This is a genomic window from Hymenobacter miniatus (assembly GCF_016427455.1).
Classification (GTDB): Bacteria; Bacteroidota; Bacteroidia; order Cytophagales; family Hymenobacteraceae; genus Hymenobacter; species Hymenobacter armeniacus.
Genome location: NZ_JAELXR010000006.1, coordinates 316,821 through 335,689, shown reverse-complemented (window position 1 = coordinate 335,689; position 18,869 = coordinate 316,821). Strand labels below are relative to the sequence as shown.

Sequence of the window (18,869 nt, the reverse complement as noted above, 5' to 3'; positions counted from 1 at the left end):
GGGGGCAAAAGGGTAGGAGTTCGGAACAGAAGGAAAGGGCAAAGGTCGTTAGAATAACTCATGCCCTCTCATTGCCGGCCCGTTTTGCCCTCAAAACCTATTCCCAGTACTGCCAGCGCAGCACCTCGCCCACGGCGGGCGCGTGCAGCTCGCCGCGCAGCATGCCGCCCGCCGCCACTTCCGTGAGCTGGCGCAGGGGCTCCGAAGCCGGCTCGTCCGATAAATCGAAGGTGCCGTGGTGCATGGGCACCACGTGGCCGGCCCGCAGCACGTTGGCGGCCTTAGCGGCTTCGTGCGGGTTCACGTGGCTTTTGGCCATCATGTAAGCGGGCTTGTAGGCGCCGATGGGCATCAGCACGATGTCGACGGGACCGAAGCGCGCCTCAATGGCCTCAAAATGGTCGCCGTAGGCCGTGTCGCCGGCGAAGTAGAGAAGCTTGTCGGCCACCCGAATCAGGAAGCTGCCCCACAGCACTTCGTTCAGGTCGGCCAGCCCGCGGCGGTGCCAGTGGGCGGCCGGCAGGTAGGTGATTTCGAGCGGCGAATCCGGCCCCAGGTCGTACTGCTGCCACCAGCCGGCCTCCTGCACGGGAAGGCCCTTGGCCATGCCGCGCAGCAGCGGCCCCATGCGCAACGACGACAGCACGCGCATGTGCGGGTTTTGCGCCGCCAGCAGCTTAATGGATTTCTCGTCCAGATGGTCGCGGTGGCCGTGCGAGAGCAGCAGGTAGTCGATGCTGCGAATGGCCTCGGGCGGGCAGGGGAGGGCGTGCCGGTGCCGCAATCCCAGGGAGCTGAACAGCACGGGGTCGAAGAGCAGCGTGACGCCCGCCGCGCGCAGCAGGAAACAGGAGTGCCCCAGCCACACCAGCATGTCGTCGGTAGAGGAAAACGCGGCGGTGCAGTCTATCACGGCGGGCGCCCAGGTGTCGGCTTTCTTTTCTTCCTTCTGTGGGTTGGTCGACAGCTGCCATTTCAGCACCGTCGCAAAGCTGGGCTCAAACAACTCCTCGCCGTTGGCGAATTCGTTGCCGAAGAGCTTATTGCCGGGGTAGCCGGGCCGCACGGTGGGCAGGGCGTCGTTGCGGAGGTGGGAAATGCGCTTGGCCATGTTGCTGAAGTACGAAAATTGCCCGACTACGCGCGGTAATCGGGCAATTCAGTAAGGAAATGCTGAAACCTGAAACGACGCCGTTAGTTCGAAGCCTGGCTCGCCAGCCACGCCTCGCGCAGGGCCTTCTGGGCGGGCGTGTACACCATTTTCTCCACCGAGTCCACGGGTTTTACCTGCACGTTGGGGTCTTCGCCGAGAATGAGCTGGGTGGTGCGCTCCACGCCGCCGCGGGTTTTCACTTTCACAAACACCACGTCGCTGGGCGAGTGCTTGCGCAGCACGCCGTCGAGGTCGCCGGGGCTTTTCAGCTCCTTGCCGTCCAGCACTACCAGCTGGTCACCGCGGTCGATGCCGGCCTTGTAGAGGCCCGAGCCAATCTGGGTGTTGTAGGCCACAATGCAGCGGCCCTCTTCGTCGAAGTCTACCTGCCGGGGCAGGGCCGCGCCCAGCACCCGCGTCGGAATCACGGCCAGGCCGGCCACCAGCAGGTTTTCGCTGAAGCGGGGCATCTCGCGGCCGTAGATGTACTGGCGGAAGAAGCGCCCGGCAAACACCGTGTCCTTGCTCACCTCGCCCACCACGCGCTGCACGTCGCGGATGGTATAGGGCTTGGCCGGGGCGTAGTTGCTTTGCTTCGAGCCAAACTCCTGCCACAGCGCCTGCATCACTTTGTCGAGTGACGTGCGGTGGAACTGCCGCAGCTGCATGTCGAGCACCAGCGCAATGCCCGCGCCCTGGGTGTAGTACGACAGCGTGGTGTTCACCGTGTTCATGGGCGTGGTGCTGCCCGAGCCGTCGGTGAACGCCGCCTGCCGGCTCATGTCGATGGCCGACGCGTAGCGCGCGCCGGGGCTGTTCTGGCGCTGGTTCACCCAGCCGCTGATGTCATCAAAAAACTCCTCGTCCTCAATGAGCTTGGCGCGGCGCAGGGCCAGGCGGCCGTAGTACTGCGTGAAGCCTTCGGCCAGCCACAGCATGTCGCTCATGTTCACGCGCTGGAAGTCGAAGGGCTCCAGGTCGCGGGGGCGCAGGCGCTCCACGTTCCAGGAGTGGAAGAATTCGTGGGCCACCGTGCCCAGGTTGCGGGTGCCGTCTTCCTCGCGCAGGGGCCGCGGGCTGGTGAGCGAGGTCGAGTTGCGGTGTTCCATGCCGTCGGAGGTGGCCTGGCTCAGGTAGTCGGCAATGAAGGTGTAGCGCCCGAAGTCGAACTTCGGCAGCTCGCCAAAAATGGCTTTTTCTTCCTTCACCACCTTCTGCACCTTGCGGGCGTAGGCATCCAGCTCCGCCGAGGTGCCCAGGTACAGCGCCGCGAGCTCAATGGTCTGGTCGCCTTCCTGCCAGCTGCGCACCTGCTGCGCACCCAGCGACACGGGGCTGTCCATCAGGTACTGCAAGTTGGGGGCCGTATACACGGTTTTGTCGTCGCCCAACCGCAGCTGGGTGGCCACTTTCCAGCTGGCCGGCAGCTCAAACTTTACTTCGGCCGGACGCTCTTCCAGGCCCGCGGCGTAGCACAGCGTGGCCGGCATGTTGAGGTGGGCGTGCTGCTGGTCGATGCCGGCGAAGGTGCCGTCCGTGAGGTCGCCGTAGAGGGTGTAGCTGAAGATGACCTTGCCGTCAGCAGCCGGCGTCACCTCCCAGCTGTAGGGGTCGGGCCGGTTAAGGGGCAGCGGGTGATTGGCACCGTCGGTGGCCACCACGTAGTACACGTTCTTGGCAAAGTCGTGCAAGGCGTAGCGCCCGGGCGAGCTGCGCGCCATCCGCACGCGCAAGGGGCCGGCGGGCAGGCCGGCAAACGTAGCCGTCACCTTCGCCTCGTGGTGCACCGCATTCGGAAACGACACCGTGTAGCGCACGGCCGGCCCGGCGGCACCCGTTTGGGCAGTGGCTTCGGATACGCCCAGCGCGAGCAGGGCCAATAGCATAGGGGCGAAGTTTCTCATAGTAGAAATAATAGGTAAACAAGGTATGGGCCGGCAGGCCTGTGCCGAAGCACGCCACAAAGTTGCGGAAAATTTACAATAGAATAAGTGGTTTGGCCCTGCGCAAGCCGGTTAATAGTGCTAAAATTATGTTTTTGTTATATCCGCGGCAATTATTAAAAATCAAGGGTCAAGCTCCGCTTTGCCCGATGTACACCCCGGCTTCGATGGCCTGCCCGAAAAAGCGTTGCTCCTGCGTTAGGCGAAGGCCCCGCCGGGTGAGCTCGGCCCGTACGTCGGGCAGCTGGCGGGCGCGCAGGCCCGTGGTGAGCCGAAAAAAAGCGTACATGGCCACCAGCAGCCAACGGCGCCAACCCCGGCGGGCGGGACGAAAATCGGCCACCAGCCAGGGGGCGTCCGGCCGCTTGGCCTGCCGCAGCTGGGCCAGCGCCCCAGGCAGTTCCGAGTTCGGAATGCAGTCGAGCACGAAAAAGGTAATGAGAACGTCGAAGCTCTCGCCCGGCCGCAAGGCCTCCTGGGTCCCGTGCCGAAACTCGACCTGCGCCCCAGCGGCCGGGCATTCGCGGGCCAGGCGCCGGCGCGCGCGAGCCAGCATGTTGGGGGAGGCTTCCAGGTAGAGCACCGTGGCCCGCGGGCGGCGGCGCAGCACTTCCGTCAGCACCCAGCCCGTGCCGCCGCCCAGTATGAGCACGTGCGGCGCGGCAGCAGTAGGCAGGCCGCCCAGCGCTGCCCGCTGCGCGCGCCGCTGGGCAGGGCCAAACACGAGGCCTGCCAGCGCGTCATAGCACCACGCCACGCGGTCGAAGCCGCGGAGCGCAGGGCGGCTGGGCGCAGAAAATGCGTCCGCAGGCGGCTCAGGCATGGTGGAAAGCACGGGGCCGAGAAAAAAATATCATGCGGCAAGTAACTGAAAAACAATCGGCGGTACGCTTCACAGCAGGCAAATGCCGAAAAAAATGGGCCAATAGTTGCGCCGGGGCAAATCGGGGCTATATCTTTGTGCCATCAAAAGGCCGCACTTCCACATGGTAGCGCGGCTTTTTAGCCCCAACTGCGCTTGTGGCGAAATTGGTAGACGCGCTGTCTTCAGGCGGCAGTTCCGCAAGGTGTGAGAGTTCGAGTCTCTCCGAGCGCACGTTAATAAAAAGCCAGCCCCCCGGGGCTGGCTTTTTTCGTTTTGCGTATTATTCGGGGCGTACCTCTGGTTTTTCCCTTCATCCCGCCGCGTAAGTTCATGAATCGACTCACTTCTCGATTGCTGGCCCTGGCCGGCCTGTTCACTGTCGAAGTGGCCGCGGGGCTGGGGCTGTTTGTGGCGGCGTTTGCCGGGTTTTTCTACCTGGCACGGGTCGTGTTTGTGCACCATTCCCAAGCCCTCGACACCTGGGCGTTCGCCATTGTCGATGCCTGGCAGCACGCGCACCCTTGGGTGGTGGGGCCCATTCACTTCGTCACGTTCTTCGCCTCGCTCTATTTCCTGTTGCCCGCCAGCATCATCGGCCCGCTGCTGATGCGCCGGGCCGGGCACCCGCGCGAAGCCTGGGAATGGCTGCTGGCCATGGCCGGCAGCGTGCTGCTCAACCAGCTACTGAAACTGTATTTCAACCGGCCCCGGCCCGTCAATACCCTGCTGCATACCTACGGCCTGAGCTTCCCCAGCGGTCACGCCATGATGGGGCTCACCTTCTACGGCTGCCTGGCCTGGCTGCTGGCCCGGCACTTTGGGCAGCGCGGCTGGGTGGTCCCGTTGCTGCTCTGGGCCGGCCTCATCGGCCTCACGCGGGTGTGCCTGCACGCCCACTACGCCACCGACGTGCTGGCTGGGTTTGCGGGCGGGGCGGCATGGCTGGTCGCCAGCCGAGGCGCCCTCAAGCTGTTCTGGAAAGAAGAAAAGGCCGTGCTCAAATAGGAGGTGTTCGGGTTCAGGTATTCAGAGAGTTCATGCCTGATGCCCAAACCCATTGCCTAACCCACTATCTGCACCCGCACGCGCAACGCCAGCAGGCCTTTCACGCCCTGCAGCTCCTCTAGCTCCAGCTCTTCTACGCCGGGCTCCAGCAGGCCACGGTCCTGCAGGTAGTCGATGTACTCGTAGTATTCCACGGCCTCGCGGCTTTGGGCGTACACGAGGGCGATGGTGCCGGGCTGGGTGAGGCGCTCGCCGGTGCCCAGCACGGTGGCTTTGTCGATGCGCTTCTTGATGATTTCGTAGCGAATGTTGTAGGCGCCGTCTACGTCGAACTGGCGCTCGTCTTGCCGGAACCGAATGCTCAGCGGCTGCCCGTGGATGAGGATGAGCTGGGTCGTGTCGAGCGGCACGGGCAGGGTGGCCTTCAGCGCGGCGGTACGGCGCGTGATTTCCACCATGGTCAGCAGCTGCCACAGGCGCAGGTTTTTCAGGAACACCAGGTCGAAGGGCTTGTTCTCGACCAACGTGCTGCCCACGTAGATGTTGAACTCCACGCCGTCGGTTTTGTAGCGCTGGAAGTAGTGCGGGAACATCTGTTGGGCCTTTTCCTCTTCCTCGTCGAGGTAGTCGCTCACGGCGTCATTGAGCGTGGTCACGCTCGTCTCAAAGTCCTGGCGGCGCTTGTACAGAATGCCCAGCTTGGGGTCGATGTTGCTCCAGTACTTCGTGATGATGGGCCGCAGCTCGGGCGTGTGGGTGGCCAGGTATTCAAAGAGCGGCTCCACCTCGCGCTTCAGCGAGTCGTAAATGTTGGCCTCGTCGCCCGAGAGCATGCCTTCGCGCAGGCGCTTCAGGTTTTTGGTGACGTAGAACTTCAGCTCGTCGAGAATGGGCAGCTCCTGGCACTCGGAGGCTTTTTTCAGCACCTTGTTGGCCAAGGTAAGGTGCTCAATCAGGTCGCCCTGAATGGCCTCGTTGCGCACCGTGCTGCTGCTCCGGATGTCGCAGGAGCCGTGCAGCGGGTACACGTCCTCAAACACAATGGGCTCCATCTCGGCCGTGCGATTGCCGGCGTCGAGTTTGGCTAGCAGGTTGCGGGCCGCGTCCATAAACCGCCATTCCATGGTGGGATGAATGGCCGTAAACTTCTCACGAATAATGGATTGCACGCGGGATTGCAGGTCTTCGGCGTTGCGCTTCACGGCCACCGCAAACAGCGGCACAAACTGCGACACCTTGTCCATGTCAAACTCGTCGAGGGCACCCGCTTGGGGCGTGCCGAGCTCCAGCAGGCCTACCGTGTCGTTGCCGTAGGGCAGCAGCGCCAGGATGGCCGAGTTGATACCCAGCCCCGTGATTTGCTCGCGCAAATCCTCCGGAATGTCGGCCGTGGCCAGGTCCTTCAGCACCAAGGGCTCCCGTTCGCGGAGCAACCGGTCATAAATCTGCCGGAAGCTGCCGTCGGCGGCCGAATTGGTCTGGACCTGCTTGGTGAGGAAGCTGTGGTTGATTTTCTTGCCGAAATCGACAAAGGCCCGCTTCTTCTCGTCGTAGGCCGCAATGCCCAGCTGCAACGAGGGCTGCGCAAACAGCACCCGCAGCTTCTCCTGAATCTGCTCGAAGCGGGCCGGGGTTTGCAGCACGTCGCGTTCAAGCAAATCGTACTTCAGTTCCGACAGGATTTCCTGGTCGGTCACGTCCAGGAGCTGGATGAGGTTAAACCCTTCCAGCTCAAAATGCTCGGGCGGCAGCAGCTCACGCCACAGCTCGGGCCGGTGGCGGTTGTGAATCAGCATTTCCAACTGCTCCGGCGTGAGCTGTGGGGGCTCGCCCACTACCTTCACGGTCACAAAATCGGAATTAAAATCGACGCCGTAATGGCGGTAGAGGCCGATTTTGTAATCGGGCACGGTGAACACAATGGTGCCCAGCGGCGGTATCTCGGCCCCGTACACGCGGTTGAGCACCAGGTGGTAAGCCATCAGGCCCATGTGCCGCTCCATCGTGGGCATGTCGATGTTGAGGGGCTGCTTGATGGTGCGGTCCTTGTTCAGCATCACCTCCTCAAAATGCGTGGTGGAGTAGAAGCAGTAGCGCTGAAACGGCCCTATTACGCCGCTGATGTCGGTGGAAAACGAAGCCGGCGGAAACACGGCCAGCATCAGCGTCTCGATGAGGTCGCAGTTGCATTCCAGCACCGAATAGTCGGTGAGCGGGCCGCGGCACCAGTCGGCCTCGGCCACCTGCTGGCCAATGGCCACGGCCAGCAGCCGCACGCCCGCGTTGGTCGACTGCTCGCGGCGCTGCCAGTAGGCAATGAGCGGCTCGAGGCTGAGCGTGGACCGAAACGGGAAGGACGTGGGCGCCGCGTTGGTACGCGAGTCCGGAACGGCGAGGGCGAGGGTCAGGGAGGAGTCGGCAGGCATGGGAAAATAAACACGGCGCGCCCCGCAATCGTTGCAGGCCCGCGCGCCCTATACGTGCGCTGCTACCGGCCCGGCTACTTCGGCACTTCCAGATAAGGAAACAGGGTCAGGTCGTAGGCCCTGCCCTGCACGTAGGCCGTCTTGCCGGTGTTGCGGTAGTTGGTGCAGCAGCCGCTGGTTTTGTAATAATTGCCCTGCACGCGAATGCTGTCGATGACCAGGGCCGTGGTGGTCACGGGCTTGTTCACGCCATTGGGATGGGCCAGGTACTGCACCACGTAGCGGTAAGCCCCCAGGTTGGTGTTGCCCACCCGCGAAAAGGGGGCGTCGTTGTTCAGCAGCAGCACCGAATCGCGGGCCTGAGCGGGAGTACGCACCAGTGTCACGGTTTCGGGGCGGGGGGTGTTGGTAAATTTTTTGGGGTAGCGCAGCACGATGACCGTATCGAGGTCGGCGACCGAAAAATTTTTCGCAAAGCGCAGCTGCACGGCGTCGGCCAGCGGGTCGTCGGCCTCGCACACGTCGTTGGCGCAGCAGCCGGCCAGCAGGGCCGCGCCCAGCAGCCCCAACGCGCCGCGGGTAGCAAATCGGAACGGGAGCGAAAGTGCCATCACGGGCCCAAAGATAAGGCCCGCAGCGCCTCGGCTCGCCGTAGGGGCGGGCCGAGGCGCTGCGGGCCAGAAATACATCAAACAGCAGCGCCGCGGGCGCTACCAAAACCGGGGCTAGCGGCTGCCCGTGACCACCGAAGAAGACGGCAGCGTGGGGTTCTCCACGGTGCCGCCGGCCAGCAGCAGGGGGCGCAGGCGCACGACGGCCGTGTCGAGCTGGGGCCGAATCTGGGCCATGGCGCCGCGTAGGGCAATGATGTCGGCCAGGCGCGGGGCGGTGGTTTGCGAATAGCCGTGGTACATGGCCACTTTCACTTCGGAAGAGCCGGTGCCCACGTAAGAACCCAGCAGGTTGCCGGCGGCGTCGCTCACCTGCACTTCGGCCTGCAGCGTGGTCTTGTACCATTCCAGCGGAATGCCCAGCACGGCGGGCACCATGAAGGTGAGCACCTGCAGGCCCTGCACGGCGCGGCCGGTGCGCAGGGTTTTCACCTTTTTCACCACCAGCTTGGCGTAGCCGTAGGTGGCCGAGTCGGTGGGCTCGGTCAGGTTGGTGTGGCACTCCTGCTGAAACAACTTGAGGGGGTCTTCGGGCAGCGCCCCGTCATTCATCGCGAGCGGGCCTTGGTCGGCCAGCACTTCCAGGGCCGGCAAGCGCTTGGCGATGGCGGCCGAGGGCGTGCTCCGCATTTGGTTTTTGACCGAAACACAGGCCGGGGCCGCCAGCATAGCCGGCACCATGGCAAGCAGCGCGAGATGACGAGTAGCTTTCATAGACGTAAAATAGAAAAATGCCAAAAAAAGGAAAGGAAAAAAGCCTAAAGTACCGGTCGGCAGCAGGGCAGAGGGCGATGGCCGGTTCCAAAAGCTAAATTAGGCAATTCTGAAGGCTAAAAGGACATTTCTCGGCGAATGAAAGAAAAAAGCCCTTGACTGGTTGAAAAGCTTCCGGTCAGTTTTAGTTCAATTTCTTTAGTGTTGCGGATAGGGTTGCGGAGCATCCACGGCCGCCGTCGGGTCGGGGCCGTGATAGTCGTCTACGAATTCGCCTTCCCAACGGGCAACCACCGCCGACGCCAAACAGTTGCCGAGCACGTTCACGGCCGTGCGGGCCATGTCCATCAGCGCATCAATTCCCAAAATGATGAACACCGGCCAGGCCGGCAGGTTGAACGAAGCCACCGTGGCCAGCAAAATAACCAGCGAGGCGCGCGGCACGCCGGCCACGCCTTTGCTGGTGAGCATGAGGGTGAACACCATCACAAGCTGCTGGCCAAGGGTGAGGTCGACCCCGGCGGCCTGAGCCACGAAGATGGACGCCAGCGACAGGTAGAGGGTGGTGCCGTCGAGGTTGAACGAGTAGCCGGTGGGCATTACAAATGCCACCACGCGCCGCGGCACCCCGATGCTTTCCATGGCTTCCATGGCGCGGGGCAGGGCTGCTTCGGAGCTAGTGGTGGCGAAGGCGATGCTGACGGGCTCGGCCACGGCCTGGATGAAGCGCTTCAGCGGAATGCGGGCGATGAGGGCCACCGGCAGCAAAATCAGGAGCACAAAGGCGATTAGCGCCGCATACAGCGTCAGCAGCAGCTGCACGGCGTTGACCAGCGGACCAAAGCCCATTTTTCCCACCGTGTAGGCAATGGCGCCACCCACGCCCAGCGGCGCGAAGAACATTACCACGTTGGTGAACTTGAACATCACCTCCGACAGGCTTTCCGACCACTCCAGCATGGACCGACGGTGCTTTTCCGACACCATGGCCAGGCCGATGGCGAAGATGATGGCAAACACCACTACCTGCAGCACTTGTCCCTCGGCTATCGATTTAGCGATGTTTTCGGGGAAGATGTGCGTGATGATGTCGGCCGCCGTCTGCTTGGGCGCGGCCGCAATGGTTTCGTTCACGTTGTTGGAGCGTTGGGCGGCCGCCAGCACGGCCGGGTCGAGGCGGCCGGCCTTGGTGAGGTTAATGGCGGCCAGACCGATGAACAGCGCGAAGGTGGTCACTACCTCAAAATACACCAGCGCCTTGACCCCCATCCGGCCCACCTTTTTTAGGTCGGCGTGCCCAGCAATGCCCACCACCAGCGTGGCGAAAACGAGCGGCGCGATGATGGTTTTCACCAGGCGGAGGAAGACGTCGCTAAGCACTTTCAGATTCTGGGCCTGCTCCGGAAAATCGGCACCAACTTCGGCGCCCACCAACATGGCCAGCACTATCCAGAGGGTGAGGGAGCGGCGCGGGGCCACGGCCACGGCCAGTACCAGCAGCGCCACCCAGCGGATGGCCATCAGCGCGGCTTCGGGCAGGGCCAGCAGGTGGTTGGCGCTGAGGGCGGTAAGCAGGCCCGCCACCAGCAGGCAGACCATGGCAAGAGGAAGTAAACGGGATTTTGGCATGCAATAAAAAAAGGCCGGGGTTGGTAATGAGGCCCTAAAGAACGGCATTATCCAGCCAGCGCGCCTGAAGCAGGGCCCAAGGCTGGCCGCCCCTGACCAAAAAAGCCGCCGCGCTCGGCGGGCACGGCGGCTTTTGGGGCCGGTGAGATGGCCGAGGTTACGGCAGCGCCAGCAGGTAGCCGATGGTGAAGTTGGCGTCGTAGCCGAACACAAATTCCCGGCAGCCGGTGGCGGCCGCCACGGCCTGGTAGATGTTCAGGCCGGCTTTGGCTTTGGCGGCCGCGGGCTCGGGGTAGGCCTCGGGGGCGCGCAGCACGGTGTAGGGCTCCTTGCCCTGGCGTCCGGCCTTGGCCAGCTCGTAGGGCACCCCGCCGATGATGAAGCAGGTTTGGCGCAGGGTGGCTGGCACCTGGCCGGCTTTGGCTTTTACCTCGGCGGCGGCAGTGGCGGCGTCCACGTTCATCTCGTAGTATTTGGCGCCGTAGCTGTCGAGCACGCGGGTCTGGCCCTTGTCCTGCCAGGCAATTTTGGTGTTGCCCGAACCCATGTCGACCACGAAGGCGCGGTCGGCGTAGCCGGCGGGCATGGCCGCCAGCAGCCCCAGCTCGCCTTCGCGCTCAGGCGTCACGGGCGTTACCACGTATTTCATGGATTGCAGGCCCCTGATGATTTTCTGGGTGCCTTCGCCCATGGCCGCCCCCGAGCTTACCACGAAATGGATGTCGCGGCCGGCCACGCCAAAGTCCAGCATCTGGCCGATGTAGGACTTAAGGCCTTTGCTGATGTCGGCTTCGGTGGCCATATTTTCCAGCACTAGGCTGTTGCCAAACTCCGATTTTTCGAGCTTCCAGTTGCGCTGCTCGTCCATGCGGATGATGAAGAGGTTGAAGCCACTGGCGCCCAATTCCACCACGCCCCGCAGCTTCCCGTTGACGGGCGCCGCCGGGTGGTAGGTGAACGTAGGCGGCGCGGCGGGAGCCGGCAGGGGGGCTTCGGCGGGGGCTGGCGCACGGGCCAGAGCTGCGGGTGCGCTGGCTACGGCTTTGGCGGCCAGAGCCACTGGCTGGTTGCGAATGAATTCGCCATTTAGGCTCAGCATGTCGCCCTCCTGCATGGGCACGCGCTTGCCGTCGGTGAGCACCACCGATTGGGTCGCGTACTCCACACGGGTGCCGTTGGGCAGGGTCACGTCCTTGGTCAGCGGTTTGGCTTTATTGCCCGTTTGCACCACCAAAGTGTTGTTGTGCATCGCAAACCACGGCAGCTGACCATTAGAGTACTCCGAACTGCTTTGCGCTTGCACCCATCGAGGGCTGCTAGCCAACAGGAGGGCGCCAACGAGGAAGGTCCGAAATTGGAGTAGGGTGTTTTTCATGAAAAGAGGTTAAAACAATGGCGAAATGCTGCCGAAGCTTGGCAGCGTGCAAAGCTGAACCATTGCGCGATACCTATTGGCTTGTTTTAGGCCAGCCCTCTAAAACACTCGTCAAAGTGACCTTTTTCGCCCGGCGTCCGTAGCTGTGGTGTTTCCGCCGCATCTTCGGGCCTGCTTCGGTGCCCCCGCTTTCTTTTCCATGCCCACCTGGACCCTTACCGCCCACGAGCTGCCCCTGCGCTTCGTGTGGAAAATTTCCCGCAACGCCTCGGCTGCCAAAACCAACCTGCTGGTGCGCATGGCCGGGCAGGGCCATCACGGCACGGGCGAGGCCGCGCCCAACGTGCGCTACGGCGAAACGCCGGAGCTGCTGGCCCGGCAGTTTGAGGACCTGCAAGCCGCCGGCCTGAATGGGGTGGCCTCGCTGGAAGAGCTGGACCCGCTGCTGGCCGCGCAGCCCGTGGCCCACGCCCTCAGCTTTGCCCTGGAGGCGGCGCTGGTGCAATGGCTGGCCGCCCAAGCTGGGCAGCCCGTGTGGCAGTGGCTGGGCGTGCCGCCGCCGGCCACCGCGGTGCCCACGGCCTTCACGCTGCCCATCATGGAGCCCGGCGCGGTGGCGGCGTTTGTGCAGGAGCAGCAGGCGGCCCGGTTCGAGCTGCTTAAAATCAAGGTAAACCAAGACGGCGGGTTGGAGCTGCTGCGTGAGGTGGCCCGCGTGCTGCCCGGCCACCCGCTGCTGGTGGACGGCAACGAGGCCTGGACCAATGCCGACGCCGTGCTCGCCTTTCTGGAGCAGGCCGCCGCCCTGCCGGGCCTCAACATGCGCTACCTGGAGCAGCCGCTGCCGGCGGCCCTGGCCGATGACTACCGCTACCTGCGGCCCCGCAGCGTGGTGCCGCTGCTAGCCGACGAGTCGGTGACCGACACGGCCGACTTTGCCGACATCGCCCGCCAGTTTCACGGCGTGAACATGAAGCTGATGAAGGCCGGCGGCTTCCGGCGGGGCATTGAACTGCTGCGCCGCACCCGCGCCCACGGCCTGGTGCCCATGATGGGCTGCATGGTGGAAACCAGCGTGGCCATTGCCGCCGCCTTGCAAATCAGCGCCCTGGCCGACGTGCACGACCTCGACGGCATCCTCATTATCAAGGATGAGCCGTTCGGGCTGGTGAGCGAAAGCGGCGGGCGGCTGTCGTTGCGCGGCTAGGCGGGCCACGACAGCCGCCGGGCTATTTCGGGGTGCCGAGCTGAGCGTTGAGCTGCAGCAGCTGGTCATCGATGGCCTTGGTATCGGGCAAATCGGTGCGGCCCTGGCTGAGGAGTTGCACCTTTTGGTTCAGCAGCTCCACCTTTTTGTTGAGCAGCGACACCTGCGTGGCGGGGTCGGAGAAGCCGGGGCCGCGCTGCGTGTAGGTGTCGAACTTGTTGGAACCGCCGGCGGGCGCCTCGCCCCGAGCGGCCGCCGCGCTGCTGGGCGTGGCAAACACCAGCCCGCCGTCGGCGCGCACGTAGTCGCCTTCGTGCAGGGTCAGCTTCTTGCCCTGGGGGTTCACTTTGTCGGCGGGCATTTCCACGATGCCGCTTTTGTAATTGATTTTGGTGCCGTTGCGCAGCTTCACGTTTTGGGTGAGGGGCGTGGTCTGGCTGCCTTCGCGCCGCACCACCTCGCCGTTGAGGAACACGAATTGCGTGCGCGGCGTGGTTTGCACGGGGAAGCCGCCGTCTTGCGCGGCGGCCAACTGGGGCGCGGCGGCCAGGCTGCCGGCAACTAATAAAAGCGTGAGGATGCGTTTCATGGCGCTGAAAAATAGGTAAATGGGCCTGAATACGGGAATCGGGTCCCGAAGGGTGGCACGACTCCCGTGAGCAGACATTTATTTCTCATATTTTTTGGAACGATGTTGTGACATTTAATGTATGTACATTATATTTGCACTCGATTCCACTGCCTCCCATGCGCATCGAAGACGAAATCAAGCAGCCCATTTTCCGCGACGAGTACCAGAAGGCCATCATCAATCTGGTGTATACCACTGGCTGGCTGCAGCTGCGCCAAGCCACGGCGTTCAAGTCGTTTGGCCTCACGCTGCCGCAGTTCAACATTCTGCGCATTCTGCGCGGGCAGCACCCGCAGCCCGCCACGGTGGCGCTGCTCATCGACCGCATGCTGGATAAGACCAGCAACGCTTCCCGCATCGTGGACCGGCTGGAGGAGAAAAAGCTCGTGACCCGCACCGTGTGCCCGGCCAACCGCCGCGCCGTCGACATCCGCATCACCGCCGCCGGCCTCGACTTGCTGCAGCAAATCGAAGACTCCGGCCTGCTCGATAATGCCATTCCCAAGGGCTTCAGCGAAGCCGAAGCCCGCCAACTCAACGCGCTGCTCGACAAAATCAGGACCGAAGACGGGGCAACTCCCGCCGTGCCTTCCTGCGAGTAGCCTTTGGCACATTTTTTAGTTAGTGGCCCACCGGCCGCACCATTTCGAAATCAACCCTTTTTTACTTTTTTCTTCAAGATGAAAAAATACCTGTTGCCCGCCCTGTTTGCTGTTGCCGTACTGGGCGCCGCTCCCGCCGCTTCGGCCCAAAAGAACAACAGCGCCAAAATGGCCACCAACGCCCCCGCCTACGCCCTGCAGCCGCAACTGAGCACCCTGGGCTGGGAAGGCAAAGCCGTGACGCACGGCCACAACGGCACCATGAACTTCAGCAGCGGCGAACTGCTGGTGAAAGGCAACGCCATCGTGGGCGGCACCGTGACCGTCGACATGAAGACCATGAAAGCCACCGACATCAAGGATGCCGAAAGCCAAGGCAAATTTGTGGGCCACATGAGCAGCGACGACTTCTTCGGCGTGGCCACGTACCCCACTTCCACCTTCAAAATCGTGAGCGTAGCCCCCATCAAAGGCGCCGCCAAAGACGCTGACAACGCCACCATCACCGGCGACATGACCATCAAGGGCGTGACGCAGCGCATCAGCTTCCCCGCCAAAGTCGGCGTGAAAGGCGACCTGGCCTCGGCCACCGGCAAAGTGACCATCGACCGCACCAAGTTCGGCCTGAAATACGGCTCGAAGTCCTTCTTCGAGAGCATCGGCGACAAAGCCATCTACGACACCTTCGACTTGACCTTCAACGTCATCGCCAAGAAGGCCTAATTGCTTTCGGGCATTCAAGTAAAAAAGCCCTGCCGAGGAATCGGCAGGGCTTTTTGCGTGCTGGGGGAGTGGGGCGCTACTCCGGAATCTCGAATGTCCGGGGCAGCTCGAACTTGAGCTGGTGGCTTTTTTTGCGGCTGTGGAGGTCGCGCAGTATCTCGTCGAGGTCGGACTTGTACTCCACCCACAAATCCTCGTGCAGGCTCTTGAGCACCAGGGCCGGTACGCGGGCCGCCAAGCGGGCCGTGGCGTTGTAGAAGCCGTCGTACACACTGTCGAACTGTCCGGAATAGTTGTCGATGCACTGCCGCAGGATGTAGAGGAGCAGGTCGATTTCGAGCTGCTTGTTTTTGGTGATGCGGCGGGCACGGGCGGCCTCCTGCACGCTGGCGCGCACGGCCTTCACGAGGCTGCGGTTGAGCAGGCGCCCGGTCACGGCCACGTTGAACAGCTCGTGGATGCGGTCGGCGGTTTCTTCCTGCACCTGGGCCAGGGTCACGTCGGCCAGCAGCTCGAAGCGAAAGGTTTCGTAGAGTTCGGCGTCGCGGCGCACGGCGCGCAGCAGCAAGGCTTCTTTTTCGGCCTCGCTGAGGCGCTTGAGGGCTTTTTTGAATTCGGCGGAAGGGACGGGCATGGAAGTAGGAGGGGAGGGCGGCGCAAAATAGCGGCCGCAGCAGGCAAATCACGCCATTCTCACGAAACGAATCTGCGCCGTTTTCAGTTATTACCAGCTGCCCCACGCGGGCTTTCCTGCGTAAATTTGCCCTTATGAACACCCGCCCGCAAATTGAGCACGATGAGGACGTCCTGCTGCTCGAAGAAGAAGTTGAGTTGCGCAACCTCGTTGTGTACAACGACGACGTAAACACGTTCGACCACGTCATCAAAACCCTGATGGACGTGTGCGGCCACCAGCCCGAGCAGGCCGAGCAGTGCACCTTGCTCATCCACTACAAAGGCCAGTGCACCGTGAAGGTGGGCACCTACGAAGAGTTGGAGCCGCAGTGCACCGCCATTCACGACCGCGGCATCTCAGCCGACGTTATCTAGTTGCTGGTTGTTAGTTGGTAGTTGTCAGGAAGTGCTGGCGCTGCATGGCTAACAACTACCAACTACCAACTGACCACTAAAACTGAATGGAATTTCCTTCTAAACTGATTGAAAACGCGGTCGGGGAGCTGGCCCGCCTGCCCGGTATTGGTCGCAAAACGGCCCTGCGCCTGGCGCTGCACCTGCTGAAGGCCGAAATGGACACCACCGCCACCCTGGCCGAGGCCCTGGCCAAGATGCGCTTCGAAATCACCTACTGCAAGACCTGCCATAGCATTTCCGACAGCGAGGAGTGCGGCATCTGCGCCAACAAGCTGCGCGACCACAGCCTGGTGTGCGTGGTGTCGGACGTGCGCGACGTCATCGCCATCGAAAACACCGGCCAGTACAAGGGCGTGTACCACGTGCTGGGCGGCGTCATTTCGCCCATCGAAGGCATTGGCCCGTCCGATTTGCACATTGATTCGCTGGTGGAGCGCGCGGCCGCCGAGGACTCCGAAATTCGGGAGGTCATCCTGGCCATTTCGCCCACCATGGAGGGCGATACCACCGCCTTTTACCTCTCGCGCCGCCTGCGCGACCTGCCCAACGTGCACATCAGCACCATTGCCCGCGGCATTCCGGTGGGCGGCGAGCTGGAATACGCCGACGAAATTACGCTCGGCCGCAGCATTGTGGAGCGCCTGCGCCAGGCGCGGTAGGCGCGACTCGCAGCGGCCAGCTTTGCAAGTTCTACAGCCCCGGTTCCGTGCGGAACCGGGGCTTTTTGCTGCCGGAAGCTGCACTTGACAAAAAGCGTTTTTATAGCCTCAAGCCCAAGGGAAATGCGTAATTTCGTCCCTTGTGGTGAAACTCTCGGTCGTCATTGTCAACTATAACGTCTGCTATTTCCTGGAGCAGGCCCTGCTCTCGGTGCGCCGCGCCGTGGAGAAGCTGGGCCAGCCCGTGGAGGTGTTCGTGGTTGATAACAACTCGGTGGATGGCTCGGTGGCCATGGTGCGCGAGCGGTTTCCGGAAGTGCACATTATCGCCAACCGCCACAATCCCGGCTTTTCCAGGGGCAACAACCAAGCCCTGCGCCAGGCCACCGGCCAGTACCAGCTCCTGCTGAACCCCGACACCGTGGTGGAGGAAGACACCTTCCGGGCCTGCTGCGAGTTCATGGACGCGCACCCCGAATGCGGCGGCCTGGGCGTGAAAATGCTCGACGGCCAGGGCCACTTTCTGCCCGAAAGCAAGCGCGCGCTGCCCACGCCGGCCGTGGCGTTCTACAAAATGTTTGGCCTGGCCAAGCTCATGCCCCGGTCGCGCACGTTCGGCCGCTACCACCTGGGTTTCCTCAGCCCCGAGGAAACCCACGAGGTGGAAGTGCTCAGCGGCGCCTTCATGCTGCTGCGCAAGGAAGCCCTCGACCAGGTGGGGCTGCTCGACGAAGACTACTTCATGTACGGCGAGGACATCGACCTCTCGTACCGCCTCACCCAGGGCGGCTGGAAGAACTATTATTTCCCCGGCACCCGCATCATTCACTACAAGGGCGAAAGCACGAAGCGCACCAGCGTGAACTACGTGTTTGTGTTCTACCGGGCCATGGTCATCTTTGCCCGCAAGCACTTCGCGCCGGGCCGGGCGGGCCTGTTTTCGCTGCTGATAAACGCCGCCATCTGGCTGCGGGCCGGCGCGGCGGTGCTGGAGCGGCTGGCCGTGCGCCTGGCCCCCCTGCTGCTCGACGCGGGCCTGATTTGGGTGGGCATGTACTTCCTGAAAAGCTACTGGGAGCGCAACCACAAGTTTGTGCCCGGCGACTACCCGCCGCAGTACATGGCCGTGGCCGTGCCCGCCTACATCCTGGTGTGGCTCACGTCGGCCTACCTCAGCGGGGGCTACGACCCGCCGGTGCGCACTTCGCGCATGGCGCGCGGCGTGTTTGTGGGCACGCTGCTGATTTCGGCGGCGTCGAATTTTCTCGATGCCTGGCGCTTCTCCAAAGCCCTGATTATTCTGGGCGGGGTGTGGGCCGTGGCGGCGCTGGTGGGTCGGCAGTTGCTGACGCATTTCATCAAGTACCGCGACCTGCGCATGAGCGAGCGGCGCCAGAAAAACATCGCCATCGTGGGCTCGGGCCCCGAGAGCCGGCGGGTGCGCAAGCTCCTCGAAGCGGCCAGCGTGCAGGCCCGCGTGATTGGCTACGTGGCCCTGGCGCCGGTCGAGAATCTGGTGCCGGCCGGGGCCGAAGCGTACTATTCGGCCAGTCACGCCGCCCTGCCCGAAGCCCCGGAGGAGCCCTTGGGCGAGCTTCGCCAGCTGGCCGACATCATTCGCCTGTATGAGCTGAATGAATTGATTTTCTGCGGCAAGGACCTGCCCGCCAGCCGCATCATCACGCTCATGCTGAGCCTGCCGGCCGACCCGCCGGTGGCCTACAAAATCCTGCCCGAAGACAGCCAGTACATCATCGGGAGCAGCAGCAAAGACTCGCCCGGCGACTACTACGCCCTCGACATTGCCCTCAACCTGTACCAGCCCCGGCAGGCCCGCGCCAAGCGCCTGCTCGACGTGCTGCTGAGCCTCGGCCTGCTGGCAACGTCGCCGCTGCACGTGTGGGCGCAGCCGCACAAGTCCCGGTTTCTGGGCAACTGCGTGGCCGTGCTGCTGGGCCGTCGCACCTGGGTGGGCCTGCGCTACACCGCCGGCCCGGCCCGCACGGTGTCCGCCGTGGTGTCGCCGGCCGATGCGGCCGTGTCGGCCGCCCCGCTCAACGACACCACCAAGCGCCGCCTGGAGCTGCTCTACGCCAAAGACTACGAAACCAGCACCGACCTGCGGGTGCTCTGGCGCTGCTGGCGCCACCTGGGCGGGAAGTAGGCGCCGCCGG

Annotated in this window: 17 protein-coding genes and 1 tRNA gene; 8 read left to right on the top strand and 10 right to left on the bottom strand. The window is 63.2% G+C overall.

The features are described 5' to 3' along the window. Positions 1 to 97: 97 nt before the first annotated feature. The 3 genes from JAO73_RS12190 to JAO73_RS12180 all read right to left on the bottom strand — a co-directional run bounded on the left by JAO73_RS12190 (position 98) and on the right by JAO73_RS12180 (position 3,919). Positions 98 to 1,111, bottom strand: coding sequence for an MBL fold metallo-hydrolase (locus tag JAO73_RS12190; RefSeq protein WP_198977301.1), 1,014 nt, complete (start codon positions 1,109 to 1,111; stop codon positions 98 to 100). 83 nt (positions 1,112 to 1,194) lie between these two features. Further along, a complete protein-coding gene (locus tag JAO73_RS12185; RefSeq protein WP_198977300.1) occupies positions 1,195 to 3,057 on the bottom strand; it encodes a M61 family metallopeptidase in 1,863 nt (620 codons plus the stop codon). Between the two features lie 169 nt (positions 3,058 to 3,226). Next, positions 3,227 to 3,919, bottom strand: coding sequence for a class I SAM-dependent methyltransferase (locus JAO73_RS12180; protein ID WP_198977299.1), 693 nt, complete (start codon positions 3,917 to 3,919; stop codon positions 3,227 to 3,229). Positions 3,920 to 4,110: 191 nt separating this feature from the next. On the opposite strand from JAO73_RS12180, the gene JAO73_RS12175 reads away from it, so the two are divergent. Both JAO73_RS12175 and JAO73_RS12170 read left to right on the top strand, forming a co-directional pair. Beyond that, positions 4,111 to 4,192, top strand: a tRNA-Leu gene (locus JAO73_RS12175). A gap of 99 nt (positions 4,193 to 4,291) precedes the next feature. Beyond that, positions 4,292 to 4,966 (top strand): phosphatase PAP2 family protein, encoded by a 675-nt coding sequence (locus JAO73_RS12170; protein ID WP_198977298.1) that lies wholly within the window; start codon positions 4,292 to 4,294, stop codon positions 4,964 to 4,966. Between the two features lie 56 nt (positions 4,967 to 5,022). On the opposite strand, the gene JAO73_RS12165 is transcribed toward JAO73_RS12170, so the two are convergent. From JAO73_RS12165 to JAO73_RS12145, 5 genes are all read right to left on the bottom strand, one after another. Further along, complete coding sequence (locus JAO73_RS12165) at positions 5,023 to 7,392, bottom strand: GAF domain-containing protein (protein ID WP_198977297.1); 2,370 nt, start codon at positions 7,390 to 7,392, stop codon at positions 5,023 to 5,025. 74 nt (positions 7,393 to 7,466) lie between these two features. Further along, on the bottom strand, positions 7,467 to 8,003 hold the full coding sequence (locus tag JAO73_RS12160) for a hypothetical protein (RefSeq protein WP_198977296.1): 537 nt from the start codon (positions 8,001 to 8,003) through the stop codon (positions 7,467 to 7,469). 114 nt (positions 8,004 to 8,117) lie between these two features. Beyond that, positions 8,118 to 8,777 (bottom strand): hypothetical protein, encoded by a 660-nt coding sequence (locus JAO73_RS12155; RefSeq protein WP_190924082.1) that lies wholly within the window; start codon positions 8,775 to 8,777, stop codon positions 8,118 to 8,120. Positions 8,778 to 8,975: 198 nt separating this feature from the next. After that, a complete protein-coding gene (locus JAO73_RS12150; RefSeq protein WP_233169167.1) occupies positions 8,976 to 10,376 on the bottom strand; it encodes a dicarboxylate/amino acid:cation symporter in 1,401 nt (466 codons plus the stop codon). Positions 10,377 to 10,563: 187 nt separating this feature from the next. After that, complete coding sequence (locus JAO73_RS12145; protein WP_198977294.1) at positions 10,564 to 11,781, bottom strand: DUF6799 domain-containing protein; 1,218 nt, start codon at positions 11,779 to 11,781, stop codon at positions 10,564 to 10,566. 199 nt (positions 11,782 to 11,980) lie between these two features. On the opposite strand from JAO73_RS12145, the gene JAO73_RS12140 reads away from it, so the two are divergent. Beyond that, positions 11,981 to 12,988 carry a dipeptide epimerase gene (locus tag JAO73_RS12140; RefSeq protein ID WP_198977293.1) on the top strand — a complete coding sequence of 336 codons (1,008 nt, stop codon included), beginning with the start codon at positions 11,981 to 11,983 and terminating at the stop codon, positions 12,986 to 12,988. A 22-nt stretch (positions 12,989 to 13,010) separates the two neighbouring features. Here the strand turns inward: JAO73_RS12140 and JAO73_RS12135 are convergent, their stop codons facing one another. Further along, on the bottom strand, positions 13,011 to 13,577 hold the full coding sequence (locus JAO73_RS12135) for a DUF6799 domain-containing protein (protein WP_198977292.1): 567 nt from the start codon (positions 13,575 to 13,577) through the stop codon (positions 13,011 to 13,013). 158 nt (positions 13,578 to 13,735) lie between these two features. On the opposite strand from JAO73_RS12135, the gene JAO73_RS12130 reads away from it, so the two are divergent. Continuing rightward, a complete protein-coding gene (locus JAO73_RS12130; protein ID WP_190924092.1) occupies positions 13,736 to 14,221 on the top strand; it encodes a MarR family winged helix-turn-helix transcriptional regulator in 486 nt (161 codons plus the stop codon). Positions 14,222 to 14,299: 78 nt separating this feature from the next. Then, positions 14,300 to 14,944 (top strand): YceI family protein, encoded by a 645-nt coding sequence (locus tag JAO73_RS12125; protein ID WP_198977291.1) that lies wholly within the window; start codon positions 14,300 to 14,302, stop codon positions 14,942 to 14,944. 76 nt (positions 14,945 to 15,020) lie between these two features. On the opposite strand, the gene JAO73_RS12120 is transcribed toward JAO73_RS12125, so the two are convergent. Then, positions 15,021 to 15,578, bottom strand: coding sequence for a hypothetical protein (locus JAO73_RS12120; protein ID WP_198977290.1), 558 nt, complete (start codon positions 15,576 to 15,578; stop codon positions 15,021 to 15,023). Between the two features lie 134 nt (positions 15,579 to 15,712). On the opposite strand from JAO73_RS12120, the gene JAO73_RS12115 reads away from it, so the two are divergent. The 3 genes from JAO73_RS12115 to JAO73_RS12105 all read left to right on the top strand — a co-directional run bounded on the left by JAO73_RS12115 (position 15,713) and on the right by JAO73_RS12105 (position 18,859). Further along, positions 15,713 to 15,994 (top strand): ATP-dependent Clp protease adaptor ClpS, encoded by a 282-nt coding sequence (locus tag JAO73_RS12115; RefSeq protein WP_198977289.1) that lies wholly within the window; start codon positions 15,713 to 15,715, stop codon positions 15,992 to 15,994. A gap of 86 nt (positions 15,995 to 16,080) precedes the next feature. After that, complete coding sequence (gene recR / locus JAO73_RS12110; RefSeq protein WP_198977288.1) at positions 16,081 to 16,695, top strand: recombination mediator RecR; 615 nt, start codon at positions 16,081 to 16,083, stop codon at positions 16,693 to 16,695. 142 nt (positions 16,696 to 16,837) lie between these two features. Further along, entirely contained in the window at positions 16,838 to 18,859 is a 2,022-nt protein-coding gene (locus tag JAO73_RS12105) for a glycosyltransferase family 2 protein (protein ID WP_198977287.1), read from the top strand. The last annotated feature ends 10 nt before the right edge of the window (positions 18,860 to 18,869 follow it).